Annotated in this window: 22 protein-coding genes; 13 read left to right on the forward strand and 9 right to left on the reverse strand. The window is 44.0% G+C overall.

The genetic code is table 11. From position 1 onward, the window contains the following. Positions 1-2: 2 nt before the first annotated feature. Positions 3-1961 carry an EAL domain-containing protein gene (locus OC443_RS19060; protein ID WP_143169411.1) on the reverse strand — a complete coding sequence of 653 codons (1959 nt, stop codon included), beginning with the start codon at positions 1959-1961 and terminating at the stop codon, positions 3-5. 22 nt (positions 1962-1983) lie between these two features. On the opposite strand from OC443_RS19060, the gene OC443_RS19065 reads away from it, so the two are divergent. From OC443_RS19065 to OC443_RS19095, 7 genes are all read left to right on the forward strand, one after another. Further along, positions 1984-2175: a hypothetical protein gene (locus OC443_RS19065; protein ID WP_073585593.1), complete on the forward strand. Its 192-nt coding sequence runs from the start codon at positions 1984-1986 to the stop codon at positions 2173-2175. 241 nt (positions 2176-2416) lie between these two features. Continuing rightward, entirely contained in the window at positions 2417-2851 is a 435-nt protein-coding gene (locus OC443_RS19070; RefSeq protein ID WP_073585592.1) for an AAA family ATPase, read from the forward strand. Positions 2852-3103: 252 nt separating this feature from the next. Beyond that, on the forward strand, positions 3104-4948 hold the full coding sequence (locus tag OC443_RS19075; protein WP_083601730.1) for an ABC transporter ATP-binding protein: 1845 nt from the start codon (positions 3104-3106) through the stop codon (positions 4946-4948). Next, entirely contained in the window at positions 4948-6762 is a 1815-nt protein-coding gene (locus OC443_RS19080; protein WP_073585591.1) for an ABC transporter ATP-binding protein, read from the forward strand. Before OC443_RS19075 ends, OC443_RS19080 begins: the two co-directional genes overlap by 1 nt. 948 nt (positions 6763-7710) lie before the next feature. Further along, complete coding sequence (locus OC443_RS19085; RefSeq protein WP_083601734.1) at positions 7711-8940, forward strand: HlyD family secretion protein; 1230 nt, start codon at positions 7711-7713, stop codon at positions 8938-8940. After that, positions 8940-10436 carry a DHA2 family efflux MFS transporter permease subunit gene (locus tag OC443_RS19090; RefSeq protein ID WP_073585590.1) on the forward strand — a complete coding sequence of 499 codons (1497 nt, stop codon included), beginning with the start codon at positions 8940-8942 and terminating at the stop codon, positions 10434-10436. The genes OC443_RS19085 and OC443_RS19090 overlap by 1 nt, the downstream gene beginning before the upstream one ends. A gap of 141 nt (positions 10437-10577) precedes the next feature. Then, positions 10578-11495: a type 2 periplasmic-binding domain-containing protein gene (locus OC443_RS19095; RefSeq protein WP_143169410.1), complete on the forward strand. Its 918-nt coding sequence runs from the start codon at positions 10578-10580 to the stop codon at positions 11493-11495. Positions 11496-11503: 8 nt separating this feature from the next. Here OC443_RS19095 and OC443_RS19100 read toward each other — a convergent pair whose 3' ends face one another. Further along, positions 11504-12748, reverse strand: a complete 1245-nt coding sequence (locus OC443_RS19100; protein WP_073585588.1) for an aromatic amino acid transport family protein — start codon at positions 12746-12748, stop codon at positions 11504-11506. A 641-nt stretch (positions 12749-13389) separates the two neighbouring features. Between OC443_RS19100 and OC443_RS19105 the strand changes: the two genes are divergently transcribed. Further along, positions 13390-14046, forward strand: a complete 657-nt coding sequence (locus OC443_RS19105) for an acyl carrier protein phosphodiesterase (protein WP_083601733.1) — start codon at positions 13390-13392, stop codon at positions 14044-14046. Here OC443_RS19105 and OC443_RS19110 read toward each other — a convergent pair. After that, a complete protein-coding gene (locus OC443_RS19110; protein ID WP_073585586.1) occupies positions 14043-14948 on the reverse strand; it encodes a phosphatidylinositol-specific phospholipase C in 906 nt (301 codons plus the stop codon). The two genes, OC443_RS19105 and OC443_RS19110, sit on opposite strands and share 4 nt — an antisense overlap. Before the next feature lie 169 nt (positions 14949-15117). Between OC443_RS19110 and OC443_RS19115 the strand changes: the two genes are divergently transcribed. After that, on the forward strand, positions 15118-15768 hold the full coding sequence (locus OC443_RS19115) for a MarC family protein (protein WP_073585611.1): 651 nt from the start codon (positions 15118-15120) through the stop codon (positions 15766-15768). A gap of 102 nt (positions 15769-15870) precedes the next feature. Here the strand turns inward: OC443_RS19115 and OC443_RS19120 are convergent, their stop codons facing one another. The 5 genes from OC443_RS19120 to OC443_RS19140 all read right to left on the reverse strand — a co-directional run bounded on the left by OC443_RS19120 (position 15871) and on the right by OC443_RS19140 (position 18474). Further along, a complete protein-coding gene (locus OC443_RS19120; RefSeq protein WP_073585585.1) occupies positions 15871-16179 on the reverse strand; it encodes a hypothetical protein in 309 nt (102 codons plus the stop codon). After that, complete coding sequence (locus OC443_RS19125) at positions 16169-17248, reverse strand: IS3 family transposase (RefSeq protein ID WP_262021643.1); 1080 nt, start codon at positions 17246-17248, stop codon at positions 16169-16171. Before OC443_RS19125 ends, OC443_RS19120 begins: the two co-directional genes overlap by 11 nt. Next, entirely contained in the window at positions 17245-17646 is a 402-nt protein-coding gene (locus OC443_RS19130; RefSeq protein WP_143169414.1) for a transposase, read from the reverse strand. Before OC443_RS19130 ends, OC443_RS19125 begins: the two co-directional genes overlap by 4 nt. A gap of 48 nt (positions 17647-17694) precedes the next feature. Then, on the reverse strand, positions 17695-17850 hold the full coding sequence (locus OC443_RS19135) for a hypothetical protein (protein ID WP_159440347.1): 156 nt from the start codon (positions 17848-17850) through the stop codon (positions 17695-17697). A gap of 234 nt (positions 17851-18084) precedes the next feature. After that, positions 18085-18474, reverse strand: coding sequence for a hypothetical protein (locus OC443_RS19140; RefSeq protein ID WP_073584376.1), 390 nt, complete (start codon positions 18472-18474; stop codon positions 18085-18087). Positions 18475-18876: 402 nt separating this feature from the next. Here OC443_RS19140 and OC443_RS19145 point away from each other — a divergent pair, with 402 nt between their 5' ends. Both OC443_RS19145 and OC443_RS19150 read left to right on the forward strand, forming a co-directional pair. Beyond that, positions 18877-19179, forward strand: a complete 303-nt coding sequence (locus OC443_RS19145; protein WP_143169363.1) for a hypothetical protein — start codon at positions 18877-18879, stop codon at positions 19177-19179. A gap of 955 nt (positions 19180-20134) precedes the next feature. Beyond that, positions 20135-20821 (forward strand): DUF1963 domain-containing protein, encoded by a 687-nt coding sequence (locus tag OC443_RS19150; RefSeq protein ID WP_083601677.1) that lies wholly within the window; start codon positions 20135-20137, stop codon positions 20819-20821. Positions 20822-20957: 136 nt separating this feature from the next. On the opposite strand, the gene OC443_RS19155 is transcribed toward OC443_RS19150, so the two are convergent. Next, on the reverse strand, positions 20958-22316 hold the full coding sequence (locus tag OC443_RS19155; protein WP_073584386.1) for an MATE family efflux transporter: 1359 nt from the start codon (positions 22314-22316) through the stop codon (positions 20958-20960). 174 nt (positions 22317-22490) lie between these two features. Between OC443_RS19155 and OC443_RS19160 the strand changes: the two genes are divergently transcribed. Together OC443_RS19160 and OC443_RS19165 are read left to right on the forward strand one after the other, a co-directional pair. Continuing rightward, a complete protein-coding gene (locus OC443_RS19160; protein WP_073584388.1) occupies positions 22491-23387 on the forward strand; it encodes an isochorismatase family protein in 897 nt (298 codons plus the stop codon). A gap of 50 nt (positions 23388-23437) precedes the next feature. After that, complete coding sequence (locus OC443_RS19165; RefSeq protein WP_073584390.1) at positions 23438-24253, forward strand: siderophore-interacting protein; 816 nt, start codon at positions 23438-23440, stop codon at positions 24251-24253. Positions 24254-24306 lie beyond the last annotated feature (53 nt).

Raw genomic sequence — 24306 nt, forward strand, 5'->3', positions numbered from 1 at the left:
GTTCAGGTGTTCGTTTCATCTGTTGGTCTCTTGTTGCCAAAAGACTGGCAGTACTCCATGAGTTCGAAGGTTGTCAGTGAATCACTGTAATACCAGCCCTGAACAGAAATACCCGGTAGCACCGGGATCACTGAGAGTTGATCCCGGGTTTCTACTCCTTCTACGGTGACACCAAGGTTTTGGCTGTGGGCGATATCAAATAAAGATAAGAATAAACTTCTGGCTTTGGGTTGATCGATTCCCAATAAAAAGCTTCGGTCGATTTTGATTTCATCGAGATTAAACATAGGCAGATAGCTCAGAGAAGAATACCCCGTACCAAAGTCATCCAGGTGGATATTGACACCAAGTGCGTGAAATTTTTCAAATACTGAGGTGATGAGATGTTGATTTTGCAGCAGACTTTTTTCGGTAATTTCTATATTGATACAGTCCGCTACTTCAGAAGCTTCGAGTAAACGGATGATTTTTTTTATCGCGCTATGACTGAGGAGTGTGTCAATCGATATATTGATTCCGATCCGGATATTTCCCCCGCTTTTTTTCATCAGCCTGACGTCATGAACCACCTGATTGAATACCCATAAATCCAGATCTGTCATCATGCCTGCTTTTTCCAGCCAGGGAAGGAAGGTTGCCGGGTGATAGGTCTTGTTCTGGCTGTCTTTCACCCGGATTAGTGCTTCTGCGCTGACAACCTTTTGATCAATAAGGGATATTTGAGGCTGGTACTCCAGATAGAATTCAGCTGAGCTCAGCCGGGTCAACTCTTTTTCCAGCTGACAGTTTTCTTTTCTGCTTTGCGATAGATGACTGATCAGATCTTTTGTTGAAATATGTGCTTCTTCTTTTTTTCTCTGATAGTAAGTATCAAATTTTGAAAAGTAGATTGGTTTCGATTCATAAATACGACTGAGTTTTTTGACAAATGGCAGATAAATCAGAGTACCAAGACCAATGTTAACTACCTGTAGCAGCACAGCGTGCCAGTCTCCGTCTGTTGCAACATAGGCATTGACAAATAGCGGGCTGATATAAGGTACCGAAACGACAGTCGGATGAACCCAGCCGGCTTCAGTCACAAATACTGTCAGACAGATATTTAATACCGGCACGATCAGGAAAGGAAAAAATAACACCGGATTTAAAATAACAGGAATACCAAAAATCAGCGTTTCATTAATATTAAACAAACCGGGCGGAATACTGAGCAGCGCGATAATCCGTAATGATTTTTCTTTGCTGAATAATAGAATGGCAATGATCAGTGAAAAAGTTGACCCTGCACCGCCTAACCGGGAAAAAATACCAATGGTCGTATGGTTCAGCGCAATAAAGTCAGAACCTCCCTGCATGTAACTGACCGCATTGTCAGCAGTTGCCTGAAATAGTCCCTGGTTTAAAAAAGAGAGTGTATAAAAACTGTGTAATCCCAGAAAGTGAGAAATGGCACTGATCACAGAAATCAGATTGCCGTAGTAGTAGGGGTGCGCTTTTAAATCTTCAAGCATGACCGGTGCTGGTGCAATATAGTCCCAGAAAGTCAGCAGAGAACGATTCACCAGAAGTACCAGCAACATGGTGATGAAAGCCGGAATTATCAGCGCCATGACCTCTGAAAAAGCATCAGATAAGTGACTGCTTTTCGGCAGTTTGAATATCTTCAGGCTTTGCAGCCAGGTGATAAGCGGAATTGTATAAAACGGGGTGACGATCGCGATAAAATATTGCAGAGCGACTCCCTGAGGATGCTCCGGAATAAAATACCGGAATAAACCCAGGAAAAAAATGGATAATAATATGAGCGGCGGGCGCGGTTGTTTCCAGCGGATGGATAATGTAAATGTCAGGGCGACGGTGAGCAGATAACTGAATAAAATATGACTTTGCTGATAAAACCGGGTGACGAGTAAATGGTAGGTCTCGTTTTCCCCTGAAAAATAATGGGTAGCGCCAGCCAAAAGTATCAATACGGAATAGAGAATGATGCAGGGAACAATCCAGAGTAATGTGATTCTGAAATCGGCCAGGTGCAGTAATAAGCCTTTTTTTACTGCATTAAAGTATGAAGTCAATCTGGATAAAGTGACATTGAACAAGTTCTTTCCCCACTTTGAAACGCCATTGCAAAGTATGGACCTGCTGATTATCCGCAAATCATCATTAATGACATAATACTTTATAGCTTAATCTCCTGTTTGTCCCGGCATTCTTCGATATTTATGAAGTCAGATGATTTTGTTACTACCGTCATTGACGATATTTGTTTCTGATTTTGTGAGTTATTCCGAAGAATTCTGAAAAAGTCACTGAACATTTATGATATCCGGACGCCTTTTATCTCTGAGAGAATTCGATCAGCATCTTCTGGAATAAACATCGCGTTTGAAGATGAGGCGCAAACTTAGGGAATACAATGATAAATAAGGGTTCGTTAACATTCTTTTACGGAAGTACAGCAACAGCAAGTCCGGCATTCTTAAAAAAAATTGCTTCAGAAAGATCGGCGGTTTTACTTTCTGAACACGAGTGGTTGTCAGCGCTTTATCCGGGGCAGATTATTTCACTTGAGGACTATTTGAATTACTCATCCCGTCTTAAACCCCGGATGAAAACCTATGTACAACATATTTTATCAATTGGGACCAATGTTGTGATGGATTTTCCGGCCTGCACGCGTCAGCAACGACGATGGTTTTTTGAACTTGCCACGGAAATCAAAGCAGAACATGAGTTAATGATTATTTCTGAGCAGCACCAGAAGCCTGAAGCAGCGCCATCTTTCCGGCCACATCCCCAAATGTTTGAAACGCCTGATATCAGTGAAGGACTGGTGATTAAGGTCTGTTGACCTTAGCGTATTCATTTTTGTTGCCAAAGCCAGCCCCACCGTTCAGCAATTCCTAAAGGTATCTCCGGAACCTCAAACCCGCACCTTGAGGTTTTCAGGTATATTCCCTGCCGGCTTTAAAATGTTACCTGTCAGTTTTTTTGTTTATATCTGAGAGAATTCCGGCGCCAGAGTGTTGCAAAATCAATGAATGAAGAGTAATGATATTAATTATCATTTGCATTAATTTATTGTAAGACTCAAGGAGTGTTTATGGAAACCCTCAGTCAAGCGCTGGATGATGAAAGCGGCCCGGTTGATACTGATCCGTCGGCCTCATCTCCAGATTACCTGGCCAGTCTCAGGCTCATCTGGCCTTACTTAACTCATCAACGTTTTAAACTGGTTGCTGCCATCGGTCTGGCAACACTATCTGTTGTACTTGAGTTGGTGCCGGTTTATGTCATTTATAGCCTTGCCGGAGAAGTGGTGACTCACCAACTTACATCACAGCATCTGTTAGTCGATGGACTGATAGTGATTGGAGCCGTTATTTCAGGTTATGTGCTATTAGGTGTTGCAATGGGTATGTCACATCTGGTGGCATTCGAAGCGATATATCAACTGAGATTACATATTGCCCGGCATATGGCCGGTTTGCCATTGGGCTATTTTGCTGACCGGCGCAGCGGTGAAGCTAAAAAGCTGGTGATCGATGATCCTGAAAAGCTGGAACTGGTTGTGGCACATGGTTTGCCGGAAGGCGTGAGTGCCGTTGCGACCTGGCTGGCGGTTTCTGTCTGGTTATTTGTTGTTGACTGGAGAATGGCTTTAGCTGTCGTGTTTATTACGCCGGTCTCATTTGTGCTATTAACGCTGGCAATGATGCGTGGCAGCCGGTTTGCCCGGGATTATCAAATGTCCGGAGAGCGGATGAACTCAGCGATTGTGGAATACCTGAATGGTATGCCGGTGGTGAAAATTTTTAATCGCGCTGGCGAGAGCTTTCGGGAAGCAAGTGAAGCCGTGCATGAATTTTCAAAAGTTGAGACTCAGTGGGCCCGGGCATATTTACCGGTTGGCGGGACTTTTTTCAGTCTTGTGCTAAGTAATATCGTGTTTATCATCCCGGTCGGTGCCTTTTTGATTCTTGACCATAGCTTAGACCTGGTCACCTTATTATTTTTCGTCATTTTGGGTGCCAGCTATAGTCGCCCGTTACTCAAGGGATTCCATCTTTTTCATGAACTCGCTCATATCAGTATGGGCTCCATGCTGGTTCATGATTTACTGGAAGCGCCTTCCCAGCCTGATAATGGGCAGACGGTGAATTTGTCCGGATATGACGTGACTTTTGAGCAGGTGTGTTTTGGTTACGATGACGGTAATGATGTACTGCATGATGTCAGTTTCACAGCAAAAGAAGGTGCGGTCACTGCGCTCGTTGGTCCTTCCGGTTCGGGGAAGAGTACGATCGCTGGCCTGATTCCGCGTTTTTTTGATGTGCGATCCGGAAGCATTTCGATCGGTGGCGTTGATATTCGAGACATCGGACTTGAACAGCTGATGGATACGGTGGCTTTTGTTTTTCAGCAGACCATTCTATTTAGCGACACGATTGCCGCCAATATCCGTTTTGGCAAACCCGATGCCTCAGATACTGAAGTTGAAAATGCCGCCCGGGCGGCTCAGGTACATGAGTTTATTATGGCTTTACCGGATGGTTATCAAACACGGATTGGCGATCTCGGACGACAGTTATCTGGCGGAGAGCGTCAGCGGATTGCGATTGCGCGGGCCATTTTGAAAGATGCGCCTGTGATTGTGCTGGATGAAGCGACTGCCTTTGCGGATCCGGATAATGAGTCTGCAATTCAGTCAGCTATCGAAGCTTTAGCCGAAGGACGTACTCTGATTATTGTTGCCCACAGGCTTCATACCATTCGTGATGCACAAACGATTGTTGTGACTCAGCAGGGATGTATTGCTGAACAGGGGCAGCATGATGCATTGCTGGAGAACCACGGGGTTTATGCTCAATTGTGGGCTGATTTCGTGGCTGCCCGGCGGGTTGGTTTCCGGCAGCTTTCTCAGGCAAATACAGATGGAGAAATGTGATGAACGCACATACTACAGAGACAGAATATCGTTCTGATGCTGAAAGTCTGAAACGTATTTGGGCATTAGCCGGGCCAGTCAGGCGTCAGCTTATCAAAGGTATCTTGTTCCGTTTTGCTCAGTCGTTTTGTCTTGGTCTGGGGTTCGGGGCGGCAATTATGTTAGTCACCGATCTCTGTTCAGCATCTTTTACCCCGACGCTGGCCTGGGGAATAAAGATGACACTTTTAGCTGCTATTTCTCTGATCGGGCAGGTCGTCTTCAGTTATCTGGCTTCCAGCCATAGCTGGATCGCCAGTTTTAAACTGGGGAAAGAACTCCGGTTGTCAATGTTGAATCGTTTACGGGAATTACCGCTTGGTTTTCATTTGTCCCGTAACCGGGGTGATACAGTGACGATGCTCACAACTGACATGCAGATGGTTGAGACATTTATGAGTGATGGCTTGCCGCGTATCGCTGAAGCATTTGGGTTGCCGGTTGCAGTTTTTTTGTTCCTGCTCTTTCAGGACTGGGTTATTGCGATATCAGCACTGGCATCCGTTGTGGTTGCGGTTCCGATCTACATATGGACCAGCCGGTATATGGCGCAACTTGGTATTAAACGACAGGATATGCAAGCCTCCGCTGCGGCAAAAATGATTGAGTTTGTTCAGGGATTATCTGTGATTCGTTCATTTAACCGTCTGGCTAAAGGAGAAGAAGACTTTAAGGAAGCTTTAAAAGCCTTCCGTCAGTTATCAATTAATATGGTTGTGCAACTGACGGCACCGTTAGTCGTGTTTGGTCTGGTTTTGATGTTGGGAGCTCCGGTGATCATCTGGACGGGAGGATGGCGTTACCTTCAGGGAGAAACTGAGTTATCGACAATGATCACGGCAATCATGCTGATTTACGCCTTATACAGTCCGCTGCTTGGTGTGACAGCTGTGATGGAGCAAACCCGGATGGCTGATGCATCACTGACCCGCATGGATCGGATATTAACTTCGGAACCCCTTCCGGAGCCTTCCGTACCTGTAGAACCGGATGGGCTGGATATTTCTTTTCACCATGTCAGTTTTGGTTATCAGCTGCAGCCGGTTCTCAAAGATATATCCTTTTCAGTACCGGGCGGAAGTATGACTGCTATTGTTGGTCCTTCGGGGGCCGGGAAAAGTACCGTATTGAATCTTTTGCCCCGTTTCTGGGATGTGGATGAAGGTTGTATTTCCATTGGTGGCGTTGACGTCCGGGAACTTTCTGCTGAACGGCTTGCAAGTATGATTACCGTGGTTTTCCAGGATGTCTATCTGTTTTCCGGAACGATTTTTGACAACATTTCATTCGGTAAACCAGAGGCAACACCTGAAGACGTCGAGTCGGCAGCACGGATTGCTCAGGCTCATGCATTTATTTCCGCTTTACCTGACGGGTATCAGACCCGGGTTGGAGAAGGTGGGGCGGCTTTATCCGGAGGAGAAAGGCAACGGATTTCAATTGCCAGAGCAATATTAAAAGATGCGCCGGTTATTTTGCTTGATGAAGCGACGGCGGCCATTGATCCAACCAATGAAAGGGCGTTACAAAAAGCGCTGGCGGCATTAACAGCACATAAAACCCTGATTGTGGTTGCTCATAAATTATCCACTGTCCGTGAAGCTGACCAGATTATTTGCCTGGATGACGGCCGGATTGTCGAATCTGGCAATCATGATGCGCTGATTGAACGCAATGGATTATATTCCCGCTTATGGCATCACTGGACGGCAGCTGCTGAATGGCGTCTCGGAAAATCTGTCGTAAAAGCGAAGAATGTGTTGAACGAAGTTTAAACAGAGCTTGCTCAGATTGCTTGGGTATATATTGGATTTACCAGTTTCATGACATTTGATTTTCTTTTTGTGCTTTTTTGTAATGGGAGAGAGTGTGTATTTTTACAGGGTGATGAGTAAGGATAAATAGTTCATTACTCATCATTTTGTGTAAATTTAATCGATAGTCAGAAAATGATGAATAATGTCTTTTAACGGTGAATTCAATGTAGTATCCATATCGTTTGAGGCTTTATGGATATTTTCTTTTGGTTGGCCTGTTGTTCGCGTCAGGAATGAATCGGGTTTATATAACTTGTTGTATTTTAATTGTTATTCATAAATGTAAGATGAAATTGAAGCACTAAAAAATTATTCATGAAGCATGTTTTTTTATTTTTTAAAGAGTAGAATTATTCGGGTGTTTTTAAGCGGTTATCTGTTCTGACTCTTTATTTAAGATGTAACTTTGTTATATAAACTACAGGTCAAATATATTTATATATTGAATGAATATTGAGTGAATCGTCAGTGTGAACAGAGAAAGTGTTTTCAGAGAAGAAAGTTTGATAGTCGTCAACTTATTTCAGATGCCTGACCATTTTATTGTCTTAATATTGGGCAACTCTGATTTCCGTCTGGTTATCTCAATCCTGAATCAGTAAAAAATTTCCACTTAAAAATAACAGAAAAAACCAGCATCAGTGTGATTCAGTTTTCAGGTGGTGGTTATATACCCAAGCAACCTGAAGACGCATGATTCAGCTTACGCCCTGCGGGTGAGTTTGTCAGGCTCTGATACGGCGTGACTGATTTTCAACGTAGAATGACTCTATCTTCAAATCAGTGCCTTGTCTCAGAACCTGACAAATCTCACTGAAACCTGCATCTTCAGGTTGTTCGGGTATAAAAAGCCTTCGGCACCAGGGCTACATTCTGGTGATGAATAACAGATATATTGAGGTTTTAATGGCTACAGAAAATACAGAACAAAATGAAAATACTCAGCAGAATAATAATGAACAATCTGGTCATGATGTGCCATCTGCTGCTCCACCGGGAAAACGGAAAAAAAGTTTACTCATATTTGTTTTCATCCTGTGTGTGATCGCTGGTGGTACCACTGGCTGGTATTACCTGTTCGAAATGGGTTATGTGAAAACTGAGGATGCATATGTGGATGGTAATCTGGTTCAGATAACTCCTCAGCTGGTCGGAACAGTGACCCGAATCGGTGTTGATGATGGTGATTATGTTCAGCAGGGAAATGAGCTGGTGCGTTTTGACCCGAGTGATGAAGATATTGCGGTTCAGACTGCCAAAGCAAATCTGGCTCAAGTGGTTCGGAAAGTCCGTTCATTGTTTAATAATGTTGAGCAGGCAAAAGCGGTTGTTGCTCAAAAAGAAATCGCTCTTAAGAAAGCCAAGACCGACTATCACCGAAGACAGGAAATGGTGAAATCAGGTGGCTTATCCCGGGAAGAACTGAGCCATGCAAAAGATACGGTTGATTCGATGCATAAAGCCTTGCTTGTAGCGATTCAGCAACTGAAATCACAGGAAGCGATGACTTATAACACTAACGTTGAATCTCATCCTTTGGTCCGCACTGCTGCTGCCCAGTTACGTAAAACCTATTTGAATCAGTTGAGAACCCGGGTTGTTGCACCAGTATCCGGATATATTGCCCAGCGTAATATTCAGGTTGGACAACGTGTTAATCCGGGAGCTGCACTGATGGCTGTTGTGCCTTTGAATCAGGTATGGGTTGACGCGAACTTTAAAGAAACGCAAATGAGAGACATGCGGATAGGACAAAAGGTTACACTGATTTCTGATCTTTATGGTGATGAAGTTCAATTTCATGGTGTGATTGAAAGTCTGGGGATTGGGACTGGTAGTGCCTTCTCTTTATTGCCCGCACAAAATGCAACAGGTAACTGGATTAAGGTGGTTCAGCGATTGCCGGTCCGTATCAAACTGCAAGAGGATGAGTTAATGAAACATCCGTTGCGGATTGGATTGTCAATGCAGGTCAATGTTGATGTGAAAGATCAACAGGGAAGATTGTTGTCTGACGTTTCACCAGCCTCTCCAAGATACCAAACCGATATTTATCAGGAACAGTTATCCGGTGTTGAAAGAATCATTCAGGAAATTGTTAAATCCAATGATATTGCAAATCATAAGGATTCATAATGAATGAAGATCAAGGTTTTCGTCCTGCAAATTTTTCACTGTGCGTGTTTGCAATTTCACTGGGTGTATTTATGCAGGTACTGGATAGTACGATTGCAAATGTTTCCCTGTCGACCATTGCAGGAAATATGGGAGTCAGTCTGAATCAGGGAACCTGGGTTATTACTTCATTTACTGTGTGTAACGCGATCGGTTTACCTGTGACTGCCTGGTTGAGCCGGCAAATTGGTGAGGTTCATCTGTATGTTGGCTCTCTGGCTATCTTTGTCATTACTTCGTTTTTATGTGGTATCTCTCAGTCAATGACCGAGCTGGTTATGTTCAGGGCGCTTCAGGGGTTGGCTTCCGCACCTTTATATCCGATGAGTCAGGTTCTGCTGATGTCTATTTTTCCCAGAGATAAAAGGCCGATGGCTTTAGCATTACTGGGAATGGTTGCCGTTGTTGGCCCGATTGTTGGACCTATTTTAGGTGGATGGCTGACTTATAATTACACCTGGCCATGGATATTCTTTATTAATATACCAATTGGTATTTTCACGATTTCAGTGGTTCTCAGTCAGATGAAAGAACGTCCGCATGAACCTCAGAAGTCCCGGTTAGATTATGTTGGCTTTGTCGGACTGGCACTTGGTGTCGGAGTTTTACAGGTGGTTCTGGATAAAGGGAATGACCTTGACTGGTTTAGTAATTTCTGGATTATCGCCGGTTCCGTATTTGCGTTGGTGATGCTGGTATTCACTGTGATTTGGGAGCTGACGGATAAAGCACCGATTGTCAATCTGCGTTTATTCAGTAACTGGAATTTTTGCTTTGGTACTCTGTTGCTGACTTTGGGTTATGCCGGTTTCTTTAGTATTAACCTGATTTTACCGCAATGGCTGCAAAGCCAGATGGGATATACCGCATTATGGGCCGGGCTTGCTGTTGCCCCGATGGGCATTATACCGATATTTCTATCACCAATTCTGGGGAAAATCGGTAACCGCCTGGATATGAGAAAATTGTCTGCGATGGCGTTTGTTGTGATTGCATTGAGTTGTTATATCCGTGCAACATTTAATCATTCTGTTGACTTTCAGTCGATTGCCTGGGTACAGCTATTTATGGGAATTGGTATTTCTCTGTTCTTTATGCCGATCACGAATATCTTACTTGCGGAGTTATCCGGGCCGGAAATTGCGGATGCTGCATCTCTGTCAACATTTATCCGGACGATCGGGGCCAGCTTCGCATCATCGCTGACAACCTGGATATGGACGAGAAATGCCAGCGTGCATCATTCGATTCTGGCTGAACAAATCTCACCGTATAATCCTCAGGCCGCTTCGGTGGTGCAAAGTGGTTCTACATCAACTCTGGCTTATACAAACCAAATTGTGACACAACAGAGTTATATGTTGTCTACAATTGACCTGTTCCAGATACTGATGTGGTTGTTTGTTTTCCTGATTCCATTTCTGTTTATTACCCGTCCTGTAAAAGCGCACCATTAATTCTCTTTGCTTCGACAGGTCTGTGTTCAGACCTGTCGGTTGCTTTCGTGATGAACATGGCAGTTTACTGGTTTTCAGGCTATTTTTTAAGAAAGCCTTTTATATGAAGCTGGTAAGTGAAAATGCCTGAGGATATAAGTCATGAGATGCATGTGCGCACTATACGCACAATTCCTGTTACTGCTTCTTTCATTCAGTTCTGCAGCGAGTGTTAAGCCTGCTGAAATCGTTTATCCGGTGAAAAAATCTGAAATGGATCACCGGTTCAATGATGTGATTGAACTGATTGATACGGCTCTGCAAAAAACACTCAGTACTGATGGCCCTTACATTTTGCGTCCTGCCCGTATTTATATGTCCTGGAAACGTTCTTTGGAAGAAATCAAACAAGGGAGGGAGTTAAACCTCATCTGGGGGGTGCCCACCCGGGATAATCTCAGGCATCTTTTACCAGTCCGTATTCCGTTAAGAAAAGGGTTACCTGGCTACCATCTGCTTTTAATTCATAAAGATCATCAGGTTAAATTTGCGAAAATAGGCTCTCAGGCTTCGCTCAGGCAGTTACGTCCGGGATTGTGGGTTAATAGTACTGATGTGGATATTTTCCGGCTGAATGGATTTGATGTGATTGAAGGTAACAGCTACGAGGGCTTGTTTAAAATGCTGATGTTCAGACGACTAGACTATCTTCCCCGCAGCGTCAATGAGGTATTTAAGGAGTTCAGCCAACGAGCAAAGGAATTTCCCCGGATGGCGGTAGAAGAAACACTGGTAGTTTATTACCCTCTTCCCCTGTTTCTTTTGGTGAGTAAAGATTATCCGGAATTAGCGAAGCGGCTGGAAAAAGGACTGAATTTTATGGTAAATGATGGCAGTTTTGACCGGATTTTTTATAAGTATCATCGTCAGGGTATTGAACAGGTGAATTTCAGTCACCGGAAAGTCATCAGAATGCTTAACCCGCTTCTGCCAAACGAAATAATTCCGTTTGACAGAGAGAAGTTATGGCTGGATGTAACGGATCCGGAATCCCTTCTTTCAGGACCGGATATTCAGTGAATGGTTTGTCAGCCTAAAGATGGCAAAACGTTCAGAGTAATCAGACACTGAGCAAAGATAATTAATATGCCGGCCAGTGTAACCAGATTCAGGACAGATTTCCCGCCCCGGACCTGATAGGTTGCGCCTGAATTGATGTTTGCAGCCTGAGTGGTTGTATTTTCTGAATCATGGGCTCTTCTTACTTTATGAATCATCGCAACCGGAAGAAAAATCGCCAGTATAGTCAATGCGATAGCTGCGTATCCCAGCGCCATAATAAACCCCTGAGGATAGAACAAAGCGAAACACATCGGTGGAATAAAAGTAATGAGAGCCGGGTAAATCCGGTTCTGTTTACCGCCGGTTTTTTTCTTTAATGTGTCGCCAAGAAATTCGAATAAACCCAGACTCACTCCTAAAAATGAAGTCAGTAAGGCTAAGTCAGCAAATACACCAATGATTTGGTTAAGCTGGCTGAAGTGTACTTTTGATGACAGGGCTCCAATTAATGCGCTGAGCCGGTGATGATGGGATAATTCTTCCTGACTAATGACGCCCAGTGTAACAATTTGCCAGAAAATGTAGATAACCAGCGGAATTGCTGAACCGAAAATGATGGCCTTTTTTAATGCACGGGTGTCGCCATCCAGATAGTTGACGATAGCAGGAATACTGCCATGAAAGCCAAATGAGGTGAAAATGACCGGGATAGCCGCAATCACCAATCCCTGTTTCAGGGGCATATCTAACAGGTAAGATTCGGTCACATTGGGTGTCAGGAAGAAAAGTACAGTCACCATGGCAACCAGTTTTGCCAGAAACAATAAGCGATTAAAGTGATCGACAGTTTTGGTGCCGATTGTAACAACAAAGCTCACGATCAGGGTGAAAATGACGGTTGATTCTGTCTCCGTCAGCTGAATTCCTGCGAGCTGTGAGATTCGTTCACTGAACTGGGAACCGCCGCCGGCAATATAAGCTGCGCACAGCGCATAAAACAGAAACAACATGGCAAAACCAGCGATCCACTGACCTTTATATCCAAGAAATTGTTTGGTTAATGTGTGTAATGTTGCATTTGCCGGGGCATGTTGGTGCAGTTCCAGCATTAATAATGCGGTATAGGTCATCAAAGCCCAGAGGGCCAGCATGATCAACAAAGCCGTTGAGAAACCAATTCCGGCAGATGCCAGAGGGAGTGCCAGCATGCCGGCACCGATGGTTGTACCGGCAATGATCAGTGTACTGCCAAAGATCTTAGATTGAAGCATTGTATAATTATCTTTACAAAAATGTGATTGGTTTTATATAGTTCACACTAGAAATAAACATTTATAACGTGATTTATAGGAGTTACATTCGATTATTCAGCATTTTTATTTGCTGATCAAGCATTGTGTAAAAACAAAATACCAATGTGTAATTTATATTTTACATTTTGGTTTTTCCTGTTTCTGTACGGATCATTTTGAGATCCGCATCTACGAATTTCTCAATTGGCCTTTTCGTATTCAAATATCTGTCATATAAATTGATTAAAAAGGACAACAGACTCAATGTTTGTCTGGTAATTAAAAGGAGGTCATATGAGTGATTTCGAGTATGATGAAGATAGTTTGGAGCTGCTGGATGCGATGGAAATAGGAATGAATATTTCTGAATTACAACAGCTCATGCAGGAAACAGAAGCAGAAAATAATCATTGAAAACTGGCTTCAGTTCGATCACTGTTCCGGTACGCACGAATGACTTATGTGTGTACCGGTTTAAGCTTCCCCCTGATTTTACAGCCACAGGTTTATGTCATCATTAATTCTGACTGTATCAATATCTCTTAAGATCAGCCGCATTCCGTGACTTTTACCCCGATTCAGTTCATGATTTTGTTTTTCAGTATGACTTTGCCTGAATGATGAATTTTTTAGCCCACTTACATATTGCAAATGCCTGCCAGTCCAGTTTACTGGGCAACCTGCTGGGGGATTTTATTAAAGGGAACCCTGAAAAACAGTTTCCTGATGCGGTGGCGCAGGGAATCAGATTACACCGTTTTGTGGATGCTTATACTGATCATCACCCCATGATCAATGAAGTGAAACCATTGTTTGCTGGTCCGGCCCGGCGTTTTGCTGCAATTGCGCTGGATGTGTTCTGGGATCATTGCCTTTCATGCCAATGGCAGGATTATCATGCGCAGCCGTTGAATGAGTTTTGCCGGGATGTCCGCCAGCAGCTTGAGCAGGAGATAACGTTTCCTGTGCCGGAACGTTTCGTCATGGTGAATCATAGAATGTGGCAGAGTAAATGGCTTGAGTCTTATGGTGATATGCGCAATATAGAACTGGCACTAAACCGGATGTCTTTACGTTCAGAACGAATGCATGCTTTACAGCAATGTTATCCGCTTCTTGAAAGTAATTATCCCGTTTTACGGGCGTGTTTTGACCAGTTTTATCCGTTGATTCTGTCAGCGACACAAAGCCGGGTGAGTGGCAATGATAGGTTGAATATGACCTCATTCGCATCATGTGCGAATGAGGCCGTCAAAATCAAAAATAGTGTCAGCTAAAAATAGAACTTGAGTTCTGCACGGGTTAGAGCTTCTGAAGTAAAATCAGAAATGATCACCCCGTAGTGACCTGATTTCTGGTCATCAAAATAATGAATCAAACGTTGATTGATATCTTTTGCGACCCCCGGAATATTCGGGATTCCGAAGATTGGGCGATAGCCACTGGTAAAGTTGAGGAAGAGTTCACCATTGCTTTGTTTGGCTAAACCCAGATTTTTATTAATTTCCTGCCATTTATTGTCATTTGATGACGCGCTGACCTTGTAATAGTCCTGAACATGGATTGGCGTATTTCTGGAATCATTTATTGTAAATTCTGCATTATCAGACCATTGCGTGACATCGATGCCGCCGGCATTCCAGAATGAACCGGGAAAGCGTCTCAATAATACAATTTTTCCCCGGGCTTCTCCCAATTTTGGCAGATAACTGTGTCCCCACCAGAAGTTATTATATTGGGACTCGTTTTTATACTGAACAAAGGTTTGTTCAAATGTGCGGGAATTATTTTCTGGTTTGTATTCCTGTGAGACTTCCATGAGTACCGTTTCGGACGGGTGCAATGAAAGAAAATCTGTCACAGCCTGAAGTACATCATCAAAATTAAGGTGTTGATAGACGGAACCGTGGTGGACAACCAGCGCATCGCCATAATGGCGTAAGCGAATGTCAAGGTAACGGACTCCGATGTTCAGTTGATCAGCAATCGAGAGATTTTGTGTTTTTGCGATGCCACTGATGGGTTCATGTGTTGCTCCGGAGTCATGTGTGCCTGGAATCGTCATATTTGTCAGAGAAACTGAATCATCCACATTATTCATCCAATCTGATAAGTTGGAGGCAAAACATGAAGCAGGCAGTGTGAGTGCTAAGGTTAAGATTAAAGAGTTAATTTTCATAGTATAATATCCATGTGAAACCAATTGCCTAATTTTGCGAAAGTAGCAGGGAGTACAAACAAAAGGGAAGCTGAATTTCGATTTTCGTGTTCAGGAAGAGATCTTCATTCGTTTTTCCGGAGCATTGGTTAAAACAAACAACGTTTATTTTTTTATCATCAGAGGTTTTATGGATCAGTTTATGACACATATACTTTCGGTTTTTATGGGATTTTTTGCCATGATGAACCCAATAGCAAATACACCGGTATTTCTGGGTTTAACTGCAGAAGAAACGCCGGAAGAACGAAAAAAAGTGGCGTGCCGGGCTTTGGTTGTGAGCTTTTTGATTATTTTTGTATTTGCAGCAGCCGGAAAAGTAATTTTTGATTTATTCGGGATTACTTTGCCCGCATTCAGGATTACCGGTGGGATTCTGATTGGATTGGTGGGATATCACATGTTACAGGGAGGAGAACATTCTTCTATCCAGCACCCGAGTGAAGAAGATAAGAAAAAGAGCAGTGAAGCTCTGATGAGTATCGCTGTTTCCCCGCTGGCTATGCCGATTCTTGCCGGGCCGGGAACAATTGCAACGGCGATGAATTTCTCTTCTTCTGGCGGCATCGTGGAATTTGCCGTCACTATGGTTTCGTTTTTGATGCTTTGTATTATCAGTTACGTATTTTTTGTGTCAGGTGAAAAATTTATCAGTTATATCGGCGATAACGGCGTAAAAGTGATCACCCGGTTAATGGGATTGATTCTGGCCGTGATTGGTGTACAGATGTTAATCGGGGGGATTGGCGGAGCGGTGACCTATCTTCAGCTGCATCATTAGTTTGTTTGGGAATTAACATGAAACCGGAATGGTTTGACATCGCTCAGGTATACCCGCCCGGGTCACTCCCATTCCGGTTCTGCTTTATCTGCCAGGTTTTAATTATTTCCCGGGAGCATACAATTGTGTCGGAGTTTCAGTTTCGCAACGGTGCTTATCAAAATCATTCTGCATACCGCCATTCCCCAGGAATGTCATTCTGACGATCATTCCCCGATCAGTAAACCACTTCAGGTCTTCACAGGCGATGCGGTAACTCAGCTCTTTGATGTGTACCCGTTTCCAGCGTACACCTCCGCCATGGGTCGAGACCGTATAAGCAATCACACCATTGTCTGTTACTTTAATCTCTTTATGATCTCGGAACGTGTCAACCTGTTTTGCACCACCCGGAAAATAATTAAATTGCATTTCTCGTGACGCTGGATAAGGTTGGGAAATTCACACCTTTTTCTATCACTTCACTATCAGCATCTTCCGGTACCGGATTAATACTCACTTCTTTGGCTGGCATCGCGACTTTGGGGGCACCTTTAGCAAAACGCTCCGGGTGTGCAGCATAAGCGGCATCAAGACCCGCCTGACGTGTCACTGCCTCCTCTGTATATCTTCCTGTAAAAACATGCTCCGGTGTAAAGCCACCTAACTGGCTGTGATAATGACAGGTGTTGTACCATGTTACATAGTCCTGACACCAACGATTCGCATGCCCATAATCTTCAAAACGACGGGGATAATCTGGTTGATATTTGAGTGTTTTAAATTGTGATTCACTAAATGGGTTGTCATTACTGACCCGCGGACGACTGTGGCTGGCGGTGACTGCAAGCTCAGACAGCAAATCCAGATAACAATGGGCAGTCATCGGCGCGCCTCTGTCCTGATGAAGGGTTAAACCGCTTGATTCAAGGTCATAACGGGTGATTGCTTCTTCCATTAGCTGGGATGCTAACGCACTGTTTTCCTTGCGCGATAGCATCCAGGCAACAATGTAACGGCTAAATAAATCCATCACGACATAAAGTGATAAATATTCTCCCCGCTTTTGAGTGGGTAATTTGGTGATATCCCAGGTCCAGACCTGATTGGGATGTTGAGCCACCAGACGGGGAACCATGTGAGACTGCGCTGGCCGCTGTGCCCGGCGTTCACCATGAAGATTATCTTCACGTAAGAGCCGGTGCATGGTGCTGACTGAGCACAGATATTGCCCTTGCTGCAACAGGTCATAATAAATCTGCACCGGCGGTTGGTTACAATAAGTTTCACTGAGCATCACCGATTTCACTGTTTCTCTTTCTGTATCGCTTAATGCTCTGGGCTGGCGCGCGTGTTTCCGGGAGCGGTGAATCCGGGGCAAAGGGCCACAAAACTGAACACCCCGGATATAACGTCTTAATGTATTGCGGTTGACGTTAAGCACCTGGCAGGCGAGCCTTTGGGAGACAAATGCAGGTAAGGGATGTTGCGCCAGCGTCATGATTTGTTCTCTTGTTCCATCGCTTCTATCAACGCCAAGGCTTTTTTTTGGAGCGAGAGACAACCGTCTTTTACCTCAATCTGATGACGAAGACGGGCGTTCTCTTTCTCTAAGAGCTCAATGCGTTTTTGCTCGGGAGTTTTTGCTGACGCAGGACCGGGGGCTGATTTTTCGAGCCCTTTGATGCCGTTCTCAGCGAATTCTTTCCGCCATTGTGAAAGCTGATTTGAGTAAAGCTTTTCCCGCCGGAGTAAGGCACCAACCTCGCCATGTTTACAGGCATCGGCCTGTTGTATAATGGAAAGCTTGTATTCGGTCGTAAAGATACGGCGGGTTTTCTTTTCCAGCTCCGGAGAGGGATTGACCTGCGGCTCAACCGTTGTGTTCTTTGGCATCATGAACTCCTTTTTCACCCTGATTTGTATGTTATCTCAAAAGCGGGTGGTTCAATAGCAGGTTGACACACAGGGATCTTTCAGGTTGTCTTTAGCGACCTGAATTGTTTCCTGAGAAGCGGTTGTTTGAATTTCATTAATATTTTGAGCACAGCCACTGATGACAAAAGCGGAACATGCCGCAATAAGTGTGGTTTTAATATTCATATATCACTCTTTATGATTTATTGAAGTTATTACCTTTATTAACGGCGCGTGATACTAACACATTGATTAAAATTCCGTGTCACTAAATAAATTTCAAAGCTTATTTCAGGTTGTTTGGGTATAAAACCGGAAACCTTTGACTCTTAGTGTTTGGGCATATGGTTTATTTGGTTGACCTCAAAACTCCCGCTTTAATTGCGGGAGCTTCAGTTGGTCGTCAGCAGAGTTGGTTTTTCAGGAAGGTTTTGTATCTGAAGGGTGATTCACCGGCATGATTACCTGGCATCGTTCCTGATTATAATCATTTGTGATGCCTTTGGTTCCCTGAAAAGCAACCCGGACGGTCATCCCATGGTCAACAAACCAGCGGAGCTGTCCGCAAGCAATTTGAGTGCTGTACTCTTCTATTTTGTGTCGCACCCAGTATTGATTATTCGGTATGTAGACTCTGAAATAGATCACTCCGTTTTCAGTGATTTTGATTTCCCTGATGTTTTTTAATCGTTCTTTTGCCAGAGAAATTGTTTCCTTCGAAGCTGTTGTCTGAAGTTCATTAATATTTTTAACACAGCCACTGATGACAAAAGCGGAGCAAACCGCAATAAGTGTGGTTTTTAAATTCATATTTCACTCTTTATTAATTATTGACGTTATTACCTGTTTAACGGCGCGCGATACTAACATATTTTCTACTGCGTTATCGCCTGCGGTGAATACACTGAAACCTGCATCTTCAGGTTGTTTAGGTATGAAGCACAAACAAATTGCTGCCAAAATTTCCCTGAAAGATCAACTGACCCTGGCAACTTTACGAATGTGAGTGGCTCAGGTAAAGGCAAGTTTGTATGCATCCTTTTCTGGTGTGGCGGGAAACAATCCTGTCATTAAGAATACTATTCGGTTAAATATGTGATATTGCTCACAGGGGTAAATCTTTTTTGAGCTCGTTTATATGAAAATAATTTCATTGCTATATATCATGAAAACAGACCTGATTTTTTCAATTTTCTGACATAAATCTGAACAATGAGATTAAAAAATATATTATGTGCAATCGCAGTGATTGCCATGGCTTCCGTGAGTACGGAGGCGGGCCTGAATACCAGGCAGGATCATACAGTAAGCTCCGATGAGCCCATGTCTGTGTTGTGGACTGAAAATGACTTCTCCGGGCGAACCGTGATTTTAAAAAACTTTCTGGATATCAACTCGTTGAACCATTCCTATGATTTAGATGCGAAAACTTCTCTGATCCGGCTGGAAAATGGTGCTGAGATTATATTTTATGATGACGAATATGATATACCCAAGCAACCTGAAGATACATAATGCAGCTCACGCCCTTCGGGTGAGTTTGTCTGGCTCTGATACGGCGTGACTGATTTTCAACGTAGAATGACTCTATCTTCAAATCAGTGCCTTGTCTCAAAGCCAGACAAATCTCACTGAACCCTGCATCTTCAGGTTGTTTGGGTATATACATCAGCACTAATTATTACTTTCAGGTTGTCCCTCTGTATTGTGACAGCTAAATCAAACCAACTGTACGTGCTTAAGTCTTCAGTCTTACCGTTTTATTCTCTGCCGGAGCTGATTTGTTCTGAAAGAGACGCTTCTGCTGATGATTCAGAACTATTTCTGACCGGGCGATTATTTCAGCAATATGGGGAAAGTCATTGTTCTGACATGTTTCTCTGCTTTGATAAATAAGCTCATCTTCTGCTATATGAAACCAATGTTATTTATTGGGTAATAGCGTATAGGTTTAAGTATCACCATTAATAATATTCATATGCATCACCTCTATTATTGGTGTGACTTATTCTGTGTGATATGACTCAATTTGAGACATCTGATTCTATTTTTTAGTGGTTAAATGACATACGATGGGACAGCGGTTGGAAACCGTTTTCCTGTAATTGACATGATTTGGCAGCTTATTGCTGACCTGGTTTTGTTTTAAACGTAGTTTTAAACACAAAAACCAAATGAATCTGAATGATGTCTTTTTTCCGGAAATGTAATGAATACCTGATGGCTTAACAGGTATACATTATCCGGAAAGTCATAAATATAAATCATGGGAAGCGCGGTGTTCCTGACAGTGATATTGGCTTACCTGTCTTTATGTCCGCAATGCGTTTATCTGTTTTTTCTTCTGTCGTACTGAAGGAGACAACAACAGGGCAGAAGCAATGCTGTTCACATAACGAATCTATCATGATCAGCGGGCAGACAAACGCGAAAAACAATGAATAAAAACGCTCAGTTGGGAGTATACAGAATGATAATTGAAGATATAAAACAGCATTTGGGGAAACCCATTACAAAATTATCACTCGGGGGAATCCGCCCCACGCATGAATTAACCGAAAGCTGGATTGGTAAGGTATTTCTTTTTGACCAGGGGGAAACGCTTCCCCGTGATGATCTGGGAAATGAGATGATGCCGCTGGCACAGATTTGTTTGAAAAACCTGCCATATGTTCCGGAAGCAGTTGAGGGAATTGAACTGTTAACTTTGTTTGTTTCTACGGAGTTTCCCCAGCCATTTGATGAAATGGGCAGCAGCTGGTTGATTCGTGAATATCGTTCAGTTCAGGGACTGGAAAGGAAAGAGTTTGTCTGTTCTGATTTGGAACCGTTTCCACTTCATCCTGAAATGGTCGAAAGAGATTGTCCGCTCTGGGAAGACCAAATTTTAAGTAGTATGAAAAATGATATGCCGGTCATGGAAAATAGTGGTGAAATTGAATGCTACTATGACACGATTGATCATTACTATGCCCATAAATTTGGTGGTTATCCTTCTTATTGTCAGCCCGGTATTGATTTTGGGGAAGATTATGAATTTGTTTTTCAAATCGCATCTGATCCAAATGTCCGGTTAACTATCGGGGATAACGGCAGCTTTATGTTTGCCAGAAACCGCAGGGATGGATGTTGGGTCATGTACTACGACGAGTACTAATCCATCGTGGATATTTGAACATTGATTGATCATTGCCCGGTGAATGTACCGGGCATTTTTTTGATGATGTGACCGATCGGACAGATTCTTTCATCCGATAACGGTTCGGGGATTCGGATTCAAGGCTTAAGGTTCTTTATGATTCTGCCGGTTGCACCTGACCGAAGAACTGATATTTGAGTTTTCTCCTGACCTGAATCACCAAAACAACCGCTGCACCGCTAAGTCCGGCAATCAGCAGTGACCAGATGACCTGAATCCCCGGTTCGCTCCACCACCATCCCCGCACACCAACGATATAGCTCAGTGGTAAAATAAACACCCAATAAGCCAGAAAAGTCGCGACAAGAGGTTTGACGAATTCCTGCATCCCTCTGAGTATTCCGGATGCAACGATCATGATTGCATCAGCAAACTGGAAAAGAGCGATATAGCTCAGTAATGCTTTCAGCAGTAACTGCACTTCCTGATGATGACTGAAGCCGGTGAGAAGGGGAGTGATGTACCAGTTAATGAGAACAGCCATGCCAGCACCATATACGACGGTAAGAGAGAGTGCGGCTGAACTGGTCCTTATTGCATTTTCCTGTTGCTGATGGCCGGAAAAGTGGGCAATTCGGATGGTTGCTGCACTGCTTAGTGCCAGCGGGATCATGAAGACAACCAGTGCGATATTAATTGCAATCTGGTGCGCGGCAATCACTGTTGTGCCCAGTGAAGAGGCAAAAAAGGCCAGTAAGGTTAAAGCCAGCACCTCAACCACGATAGAAATACCGACCGGTAATCCTTCCAGAAAAATGGCTTTAGTCTCTTTTGTGTTGATTGTGATTGCAGTGGCAGGAAAGGCTGACGGGATCTGATGTCTGGCCAGATAATGAATCATCACTGCGCCCAGTGTTACTGAAATTGCAGTTGCCAGTCCGCAACCTGCTCCTCCCAGCTCCGGCAGACAGCCCCAGCCATTTACCAGACTGAAGTTAAGCAGCAGGTTAACTCCGAAAAGCACAACTGTGGTTATGATAACGGGCTTCAGGCAACTGTTTCCTTCACAGAAAAAGCGGTTCAGAACCAGATAAATCAGTCCCGGCATGCCAAAACCAATGTAATGAAGGTACTGCTGAGTAACGGTCGCGACCTGCTGATCACCGATAAACAGCGGGCAGATAAAAGCCAGTAACTGAATCAGTACAAAACCAGCTGCACTGAGGATGAAGGTGATTCTTTTGCCGTGTTGAAACAATTGTTGCATTTGTGCGTATCTGCCGGTACTGGCTGAGGCTGAGATTTTTGGCACCAACGCATAAAGCACACCGGTAATCAGGGTCAGAACCGGTGTCCACAGGCTGCTTCCAAGACCGGTTCCGGCTAAATCGGTCACATGATACCGGCCTGCGACAAATGTATCTGCCAGTCCAAGAGACGCCTGACAAACCTGGATGAACATAATGGGAATGGCGAGTTTTAAAATAGGTAAAGCTATCTTGCCTGTATCCATGCTCTCAATCCTTATTGTATTGAATTTATGATGATTTATAAGAGAATATAAATGATAATTATTATTATTTACATGTAAAGAGTTTGTTGCTAGTATCGAAAACCCACTGAAAATCAGACAACCTGGCGTTTCAGTGAGTGTAATGTTGGCTCAATAAAATAAAGGATAAATACCATGGCTATTCCCAAGATTGCTTCATACGATCTGCCTGATTCCGGGCTTTTCCCGCAAAACAAAGTGAACTGGCAGATTCAGCCTCAAAGAGCCGTTCTGCTGATTCATGATATGCAAAGCTATTTCCTGAATTTCTTTAACCCTGATGCAGCGCCTGTCCCTGAGCTGAAACGCAATATCAGCGCGCTGAAAGATGCGGCTCATCAGGCAGGTATTCCGGTAATTTATACTGCGCAGCCCGTGAATCAGGATCCGGAAGAAAGGGCATTACTGACCGATTTCTGGGGGAGCGGGCTGACAGGCGATGCTGAAATTGTCCCTGAATTATCCCCGGATCAGGACGATATTTGTCTGACGAAATGGCGCTATAGCGCATTCAAGAAAAATGAATTGCAGGACTATATGCAAATCCACGGCAAAGACCAGATTATTATCTGTGGTGTTTACGGGCATATCGGCATTCTGTCTACGGCTTTAGAGGCGTTTATGCTGGATATTCAGCCATTTATCATTGGTGACGCCATTGCTGATTTCTCAGCCGGAGAACATGAGTGGGCGCTGAAATATGTCGCGGGGCGTGCCGGCTCAGTGAAATCGCTGCAAACGGCGTTAGGAGAGATTTCATCAGCAGACAAGGCATCGTCAGGTTTAACTTTAGACACGATGCAACATGATATTGCACAGGTGCTGGAAATCGCCATTGATGAGGTTGATGTGACGGAAAATCTGCTCTTTTTAGGGCTCGATTCTGTCCGGGCAATGACATTACTGGAAAAGTGGCAGCAGCAGGGCGCCACCATCACCTTTGCGCAGCTGATGGAAAAAGTGACATTGCAGGAATGGTGGCAGCTGATTGATCAACAGGCGGTAACGACACAGGCAAGTCACGCAGCCTGAGAAAGAACAGATATCGAAAGACAAAGAACGAAAGAGAAAGGAAAAGCCGGATGAGTCAAAATAAACAGGCTGGCAATCGTCAACCACGTTTAATTGAGTGTGTCAGAAAGACATATATTACGCCGCATTTTGTTCGGGTCACATTTACCGGAGATGATTTGAGGGACTTTCCGTCTGACCGGAATGGTGCCGGAATCAAGGTGTTTTTCCCCAACCCGCAGACCGGAACGCTGGAATTACCTCACTGGGAAGGTGAGAAGATTATCTGGCCGGAGCACAAGCCGGCGTCCCGGGCTTATACAATTCGATATTACCGGCCTGAGTCGAATGAACTGGATATTGATTTTGTCGTGCATGGCACGGAACCACCCGGTTCCGGCTGGGTTGTCCGGTGTCAGCCGGGAGATCAGCTTGGACTGGTGGGGCCCGGACAACATCCGGTTTTAGCACCTGCTGACCGGTATATTCTGGCCGGAGATTTAACCGCTCTGCCTGCAATGAGCGCGGTGCTTGAAATGTTGCCCGAAGTGGCGCAGGGGCAGGCTTTTATTGAAATTGATCACCCGGAAGATCAGCATTCATTGACACATCCTCCCGGTATTGATGTGCAATGGCTGATCAGAGATCCGGCACAGGCTCCATGCCCGTTGATTGCTGCGGTTCAATCCGTCGAAATTCCTCAGGGATTATCAGTATCAGCGTTTATCGCTGGTGAGAACCGTTCCGTGATTGCCTGTCGTAAATTCATGGTTGAAACTTATCAGCTGACGAAAAAGTCAATGTATGCAGTGCCGTACTGGCGTCGGGGGAAAAGTGAAGAAAAATATCATGATGAACGCCACGAAATCATGGATGAGGCTTATTAAGTTTCTGATGAAAAAGCCGGTTTCATGTGAAATCGGCTTTTTTCGGCGAAAGA

The organism is Vibrio quintilis (assembly GCF_024529975.1).
GTDB lineage: Bacteria > Pseudomonadota > Gammaproteobacteria > Enterobacterales > Vibrionaceae > Vibrio > Vibrio quintilis.

Excerpts from the sequence above, each read along its gene's own strand:
- OC443_RS19065 (WP_073585593.1), top strand. The coding sequence starts at position 1,984 with ATGATGCAGGGAACAATCCAGAGTAATGTGATTCTGAAATCGGCCAGG.
- OC443_RS19070 (WP_073585592.1), top strand. The coding sequence starts at position 2,417 with ATGATAAATAAGGGTTCGTTAACATTCTTTTACGGAAGTACAGCAACA.
- OC443_RS19075 (WP_083601730.1), top strand. The coding sequence starts at position 3,104 with ATGGAAACCCTCAGTCAAGCGCTGGATGATGAAAGCGGCCCGGTTGAT.
- OC443_RS19080 (WP_073585591.1), top strand. The coding sequence starts at position 4,948 with ATGAACGCACATACTACAGAGACAGAATATCGTTCTGATGCTGAAAGT.
- OC443_RS19085 (WP_083601734.1), top strand. The coding sequence starts at position 7,711 with ATGGCTACAGAAAATACAGAACAAAATGAAAATACTCAGCAGAATAAT.
- OC443_RS19090 (WP_073585590.1), top strand. The coding sequence starts at position 8,940 with ATGAATGAAGATCAAGGTTTTCGTCCTGCAAATTTTTCACTGTGCGTG.
- OC443_RS19095 (WP_143169410.1), top strand. The coding sequence starts at position 10,578 with ATGAGATGCATGTGCGCACTATACGCACAATTCCTGTTACTGCTTCTT.
- OC443_RS19100 (WP_073585588.1), bottom strand. The coding sequence starts at position 12,748 with ATGCTTCAATCTAAGATCTTTGGCAGTACACTGATCATTGCCGGTACA.
- OC443_RS19105 (WP_083601733.1), top strand. The coding sequence starts at position 13,390 with ATGAATTTTTTAGCCCACTTACATATTGCAAATGCCTGCCAGTCCAGT.
- OC443_RS19110 (WP_073585586.1), bottom strand. The coding sequence starts at position 14,948 with ATGAAAATTAACTCTTTAATCTTAACCTTAGCACTCACACTGCCTGCT.
- OC443_RS19115 (WP_073585611.1), top strand. The coding sequence starts at position 15,118 with ATGGATCAGTTTATGACACATATACTTTCGGTTTTTATGGGATTTTTT.
- OC443_RS19120 (WP_073585585.1), bottom strand. The coding sequence starts at position 16,179 with ATGCAATTTAATTATTTTCCGGGTGGTGCAAAACAGGTTGACACGTTC.
- OC443_RS19125 (WP_262021643.1), bottom strand. The coding sequence starts at position 17,248 with ATGACGCTGGCGCAACATCCCTTACCTGCATTTGTCTCCCAAAGGCTC.
- OC443_RS19130 (WP_143169414.1), bottom strand. The coding sequence starts at position 17,646 with ATGATGCCAAAGAACACAACGGTTGAGCCGCAGGTCAATCCCTCTCCG.
- OC443_RS19135 (WP_159440347.1), bottom strand. The coding sequence starts at position 17,850 with ATGAATATTAAAACCACACTTATTGCGGCATGTTCCGCTTTTGTCATC.
- OC443_RS19140 (WP_073584376.1), bottom strand. The coding sequence starts at position 18,474 with ATGAATTTAAAAACCACACTTATTGCGGTTTGCTCCGCTTTTGTCATC.
- OC443_RS19145 (WP_143169363.1), top strand. The coding sequence starts at position 18,877 with ATGAGATTAAAAAATATATTATGTGCAATCGCAGTGATTGCCATGGCT.
- OC443_RS19150 (WP_083601677.1), top strand. The coding sequence starts at position 20,135 with ATGATAATTGAAGATATAAAACAGCATTTGGGGAAACCCATTACAAAA.
- OC443_RS19155 (WP_073584386.1), bottom strand. The coding sequence starts at position 22,316 with ATGGATACAGGCAAGATAGCTTTACCTATTTTAAAACTCGCCATTCCC.
- OC443_RS19160 (WP_073584388.1), top strand. The coding sequence starts at position 22,491 with ATGGCTATTCCCAAGATTGCTTCATACGATCTGCCTGATTCCGGGCTT.
- OC443_RS19165 (WP_073584390.1), top strand. The coding sequence starts at position 23,438 with ATGAGTCAAAATAAACAGGCTGGCAATCGTCAACCACGTTTAATTGAG.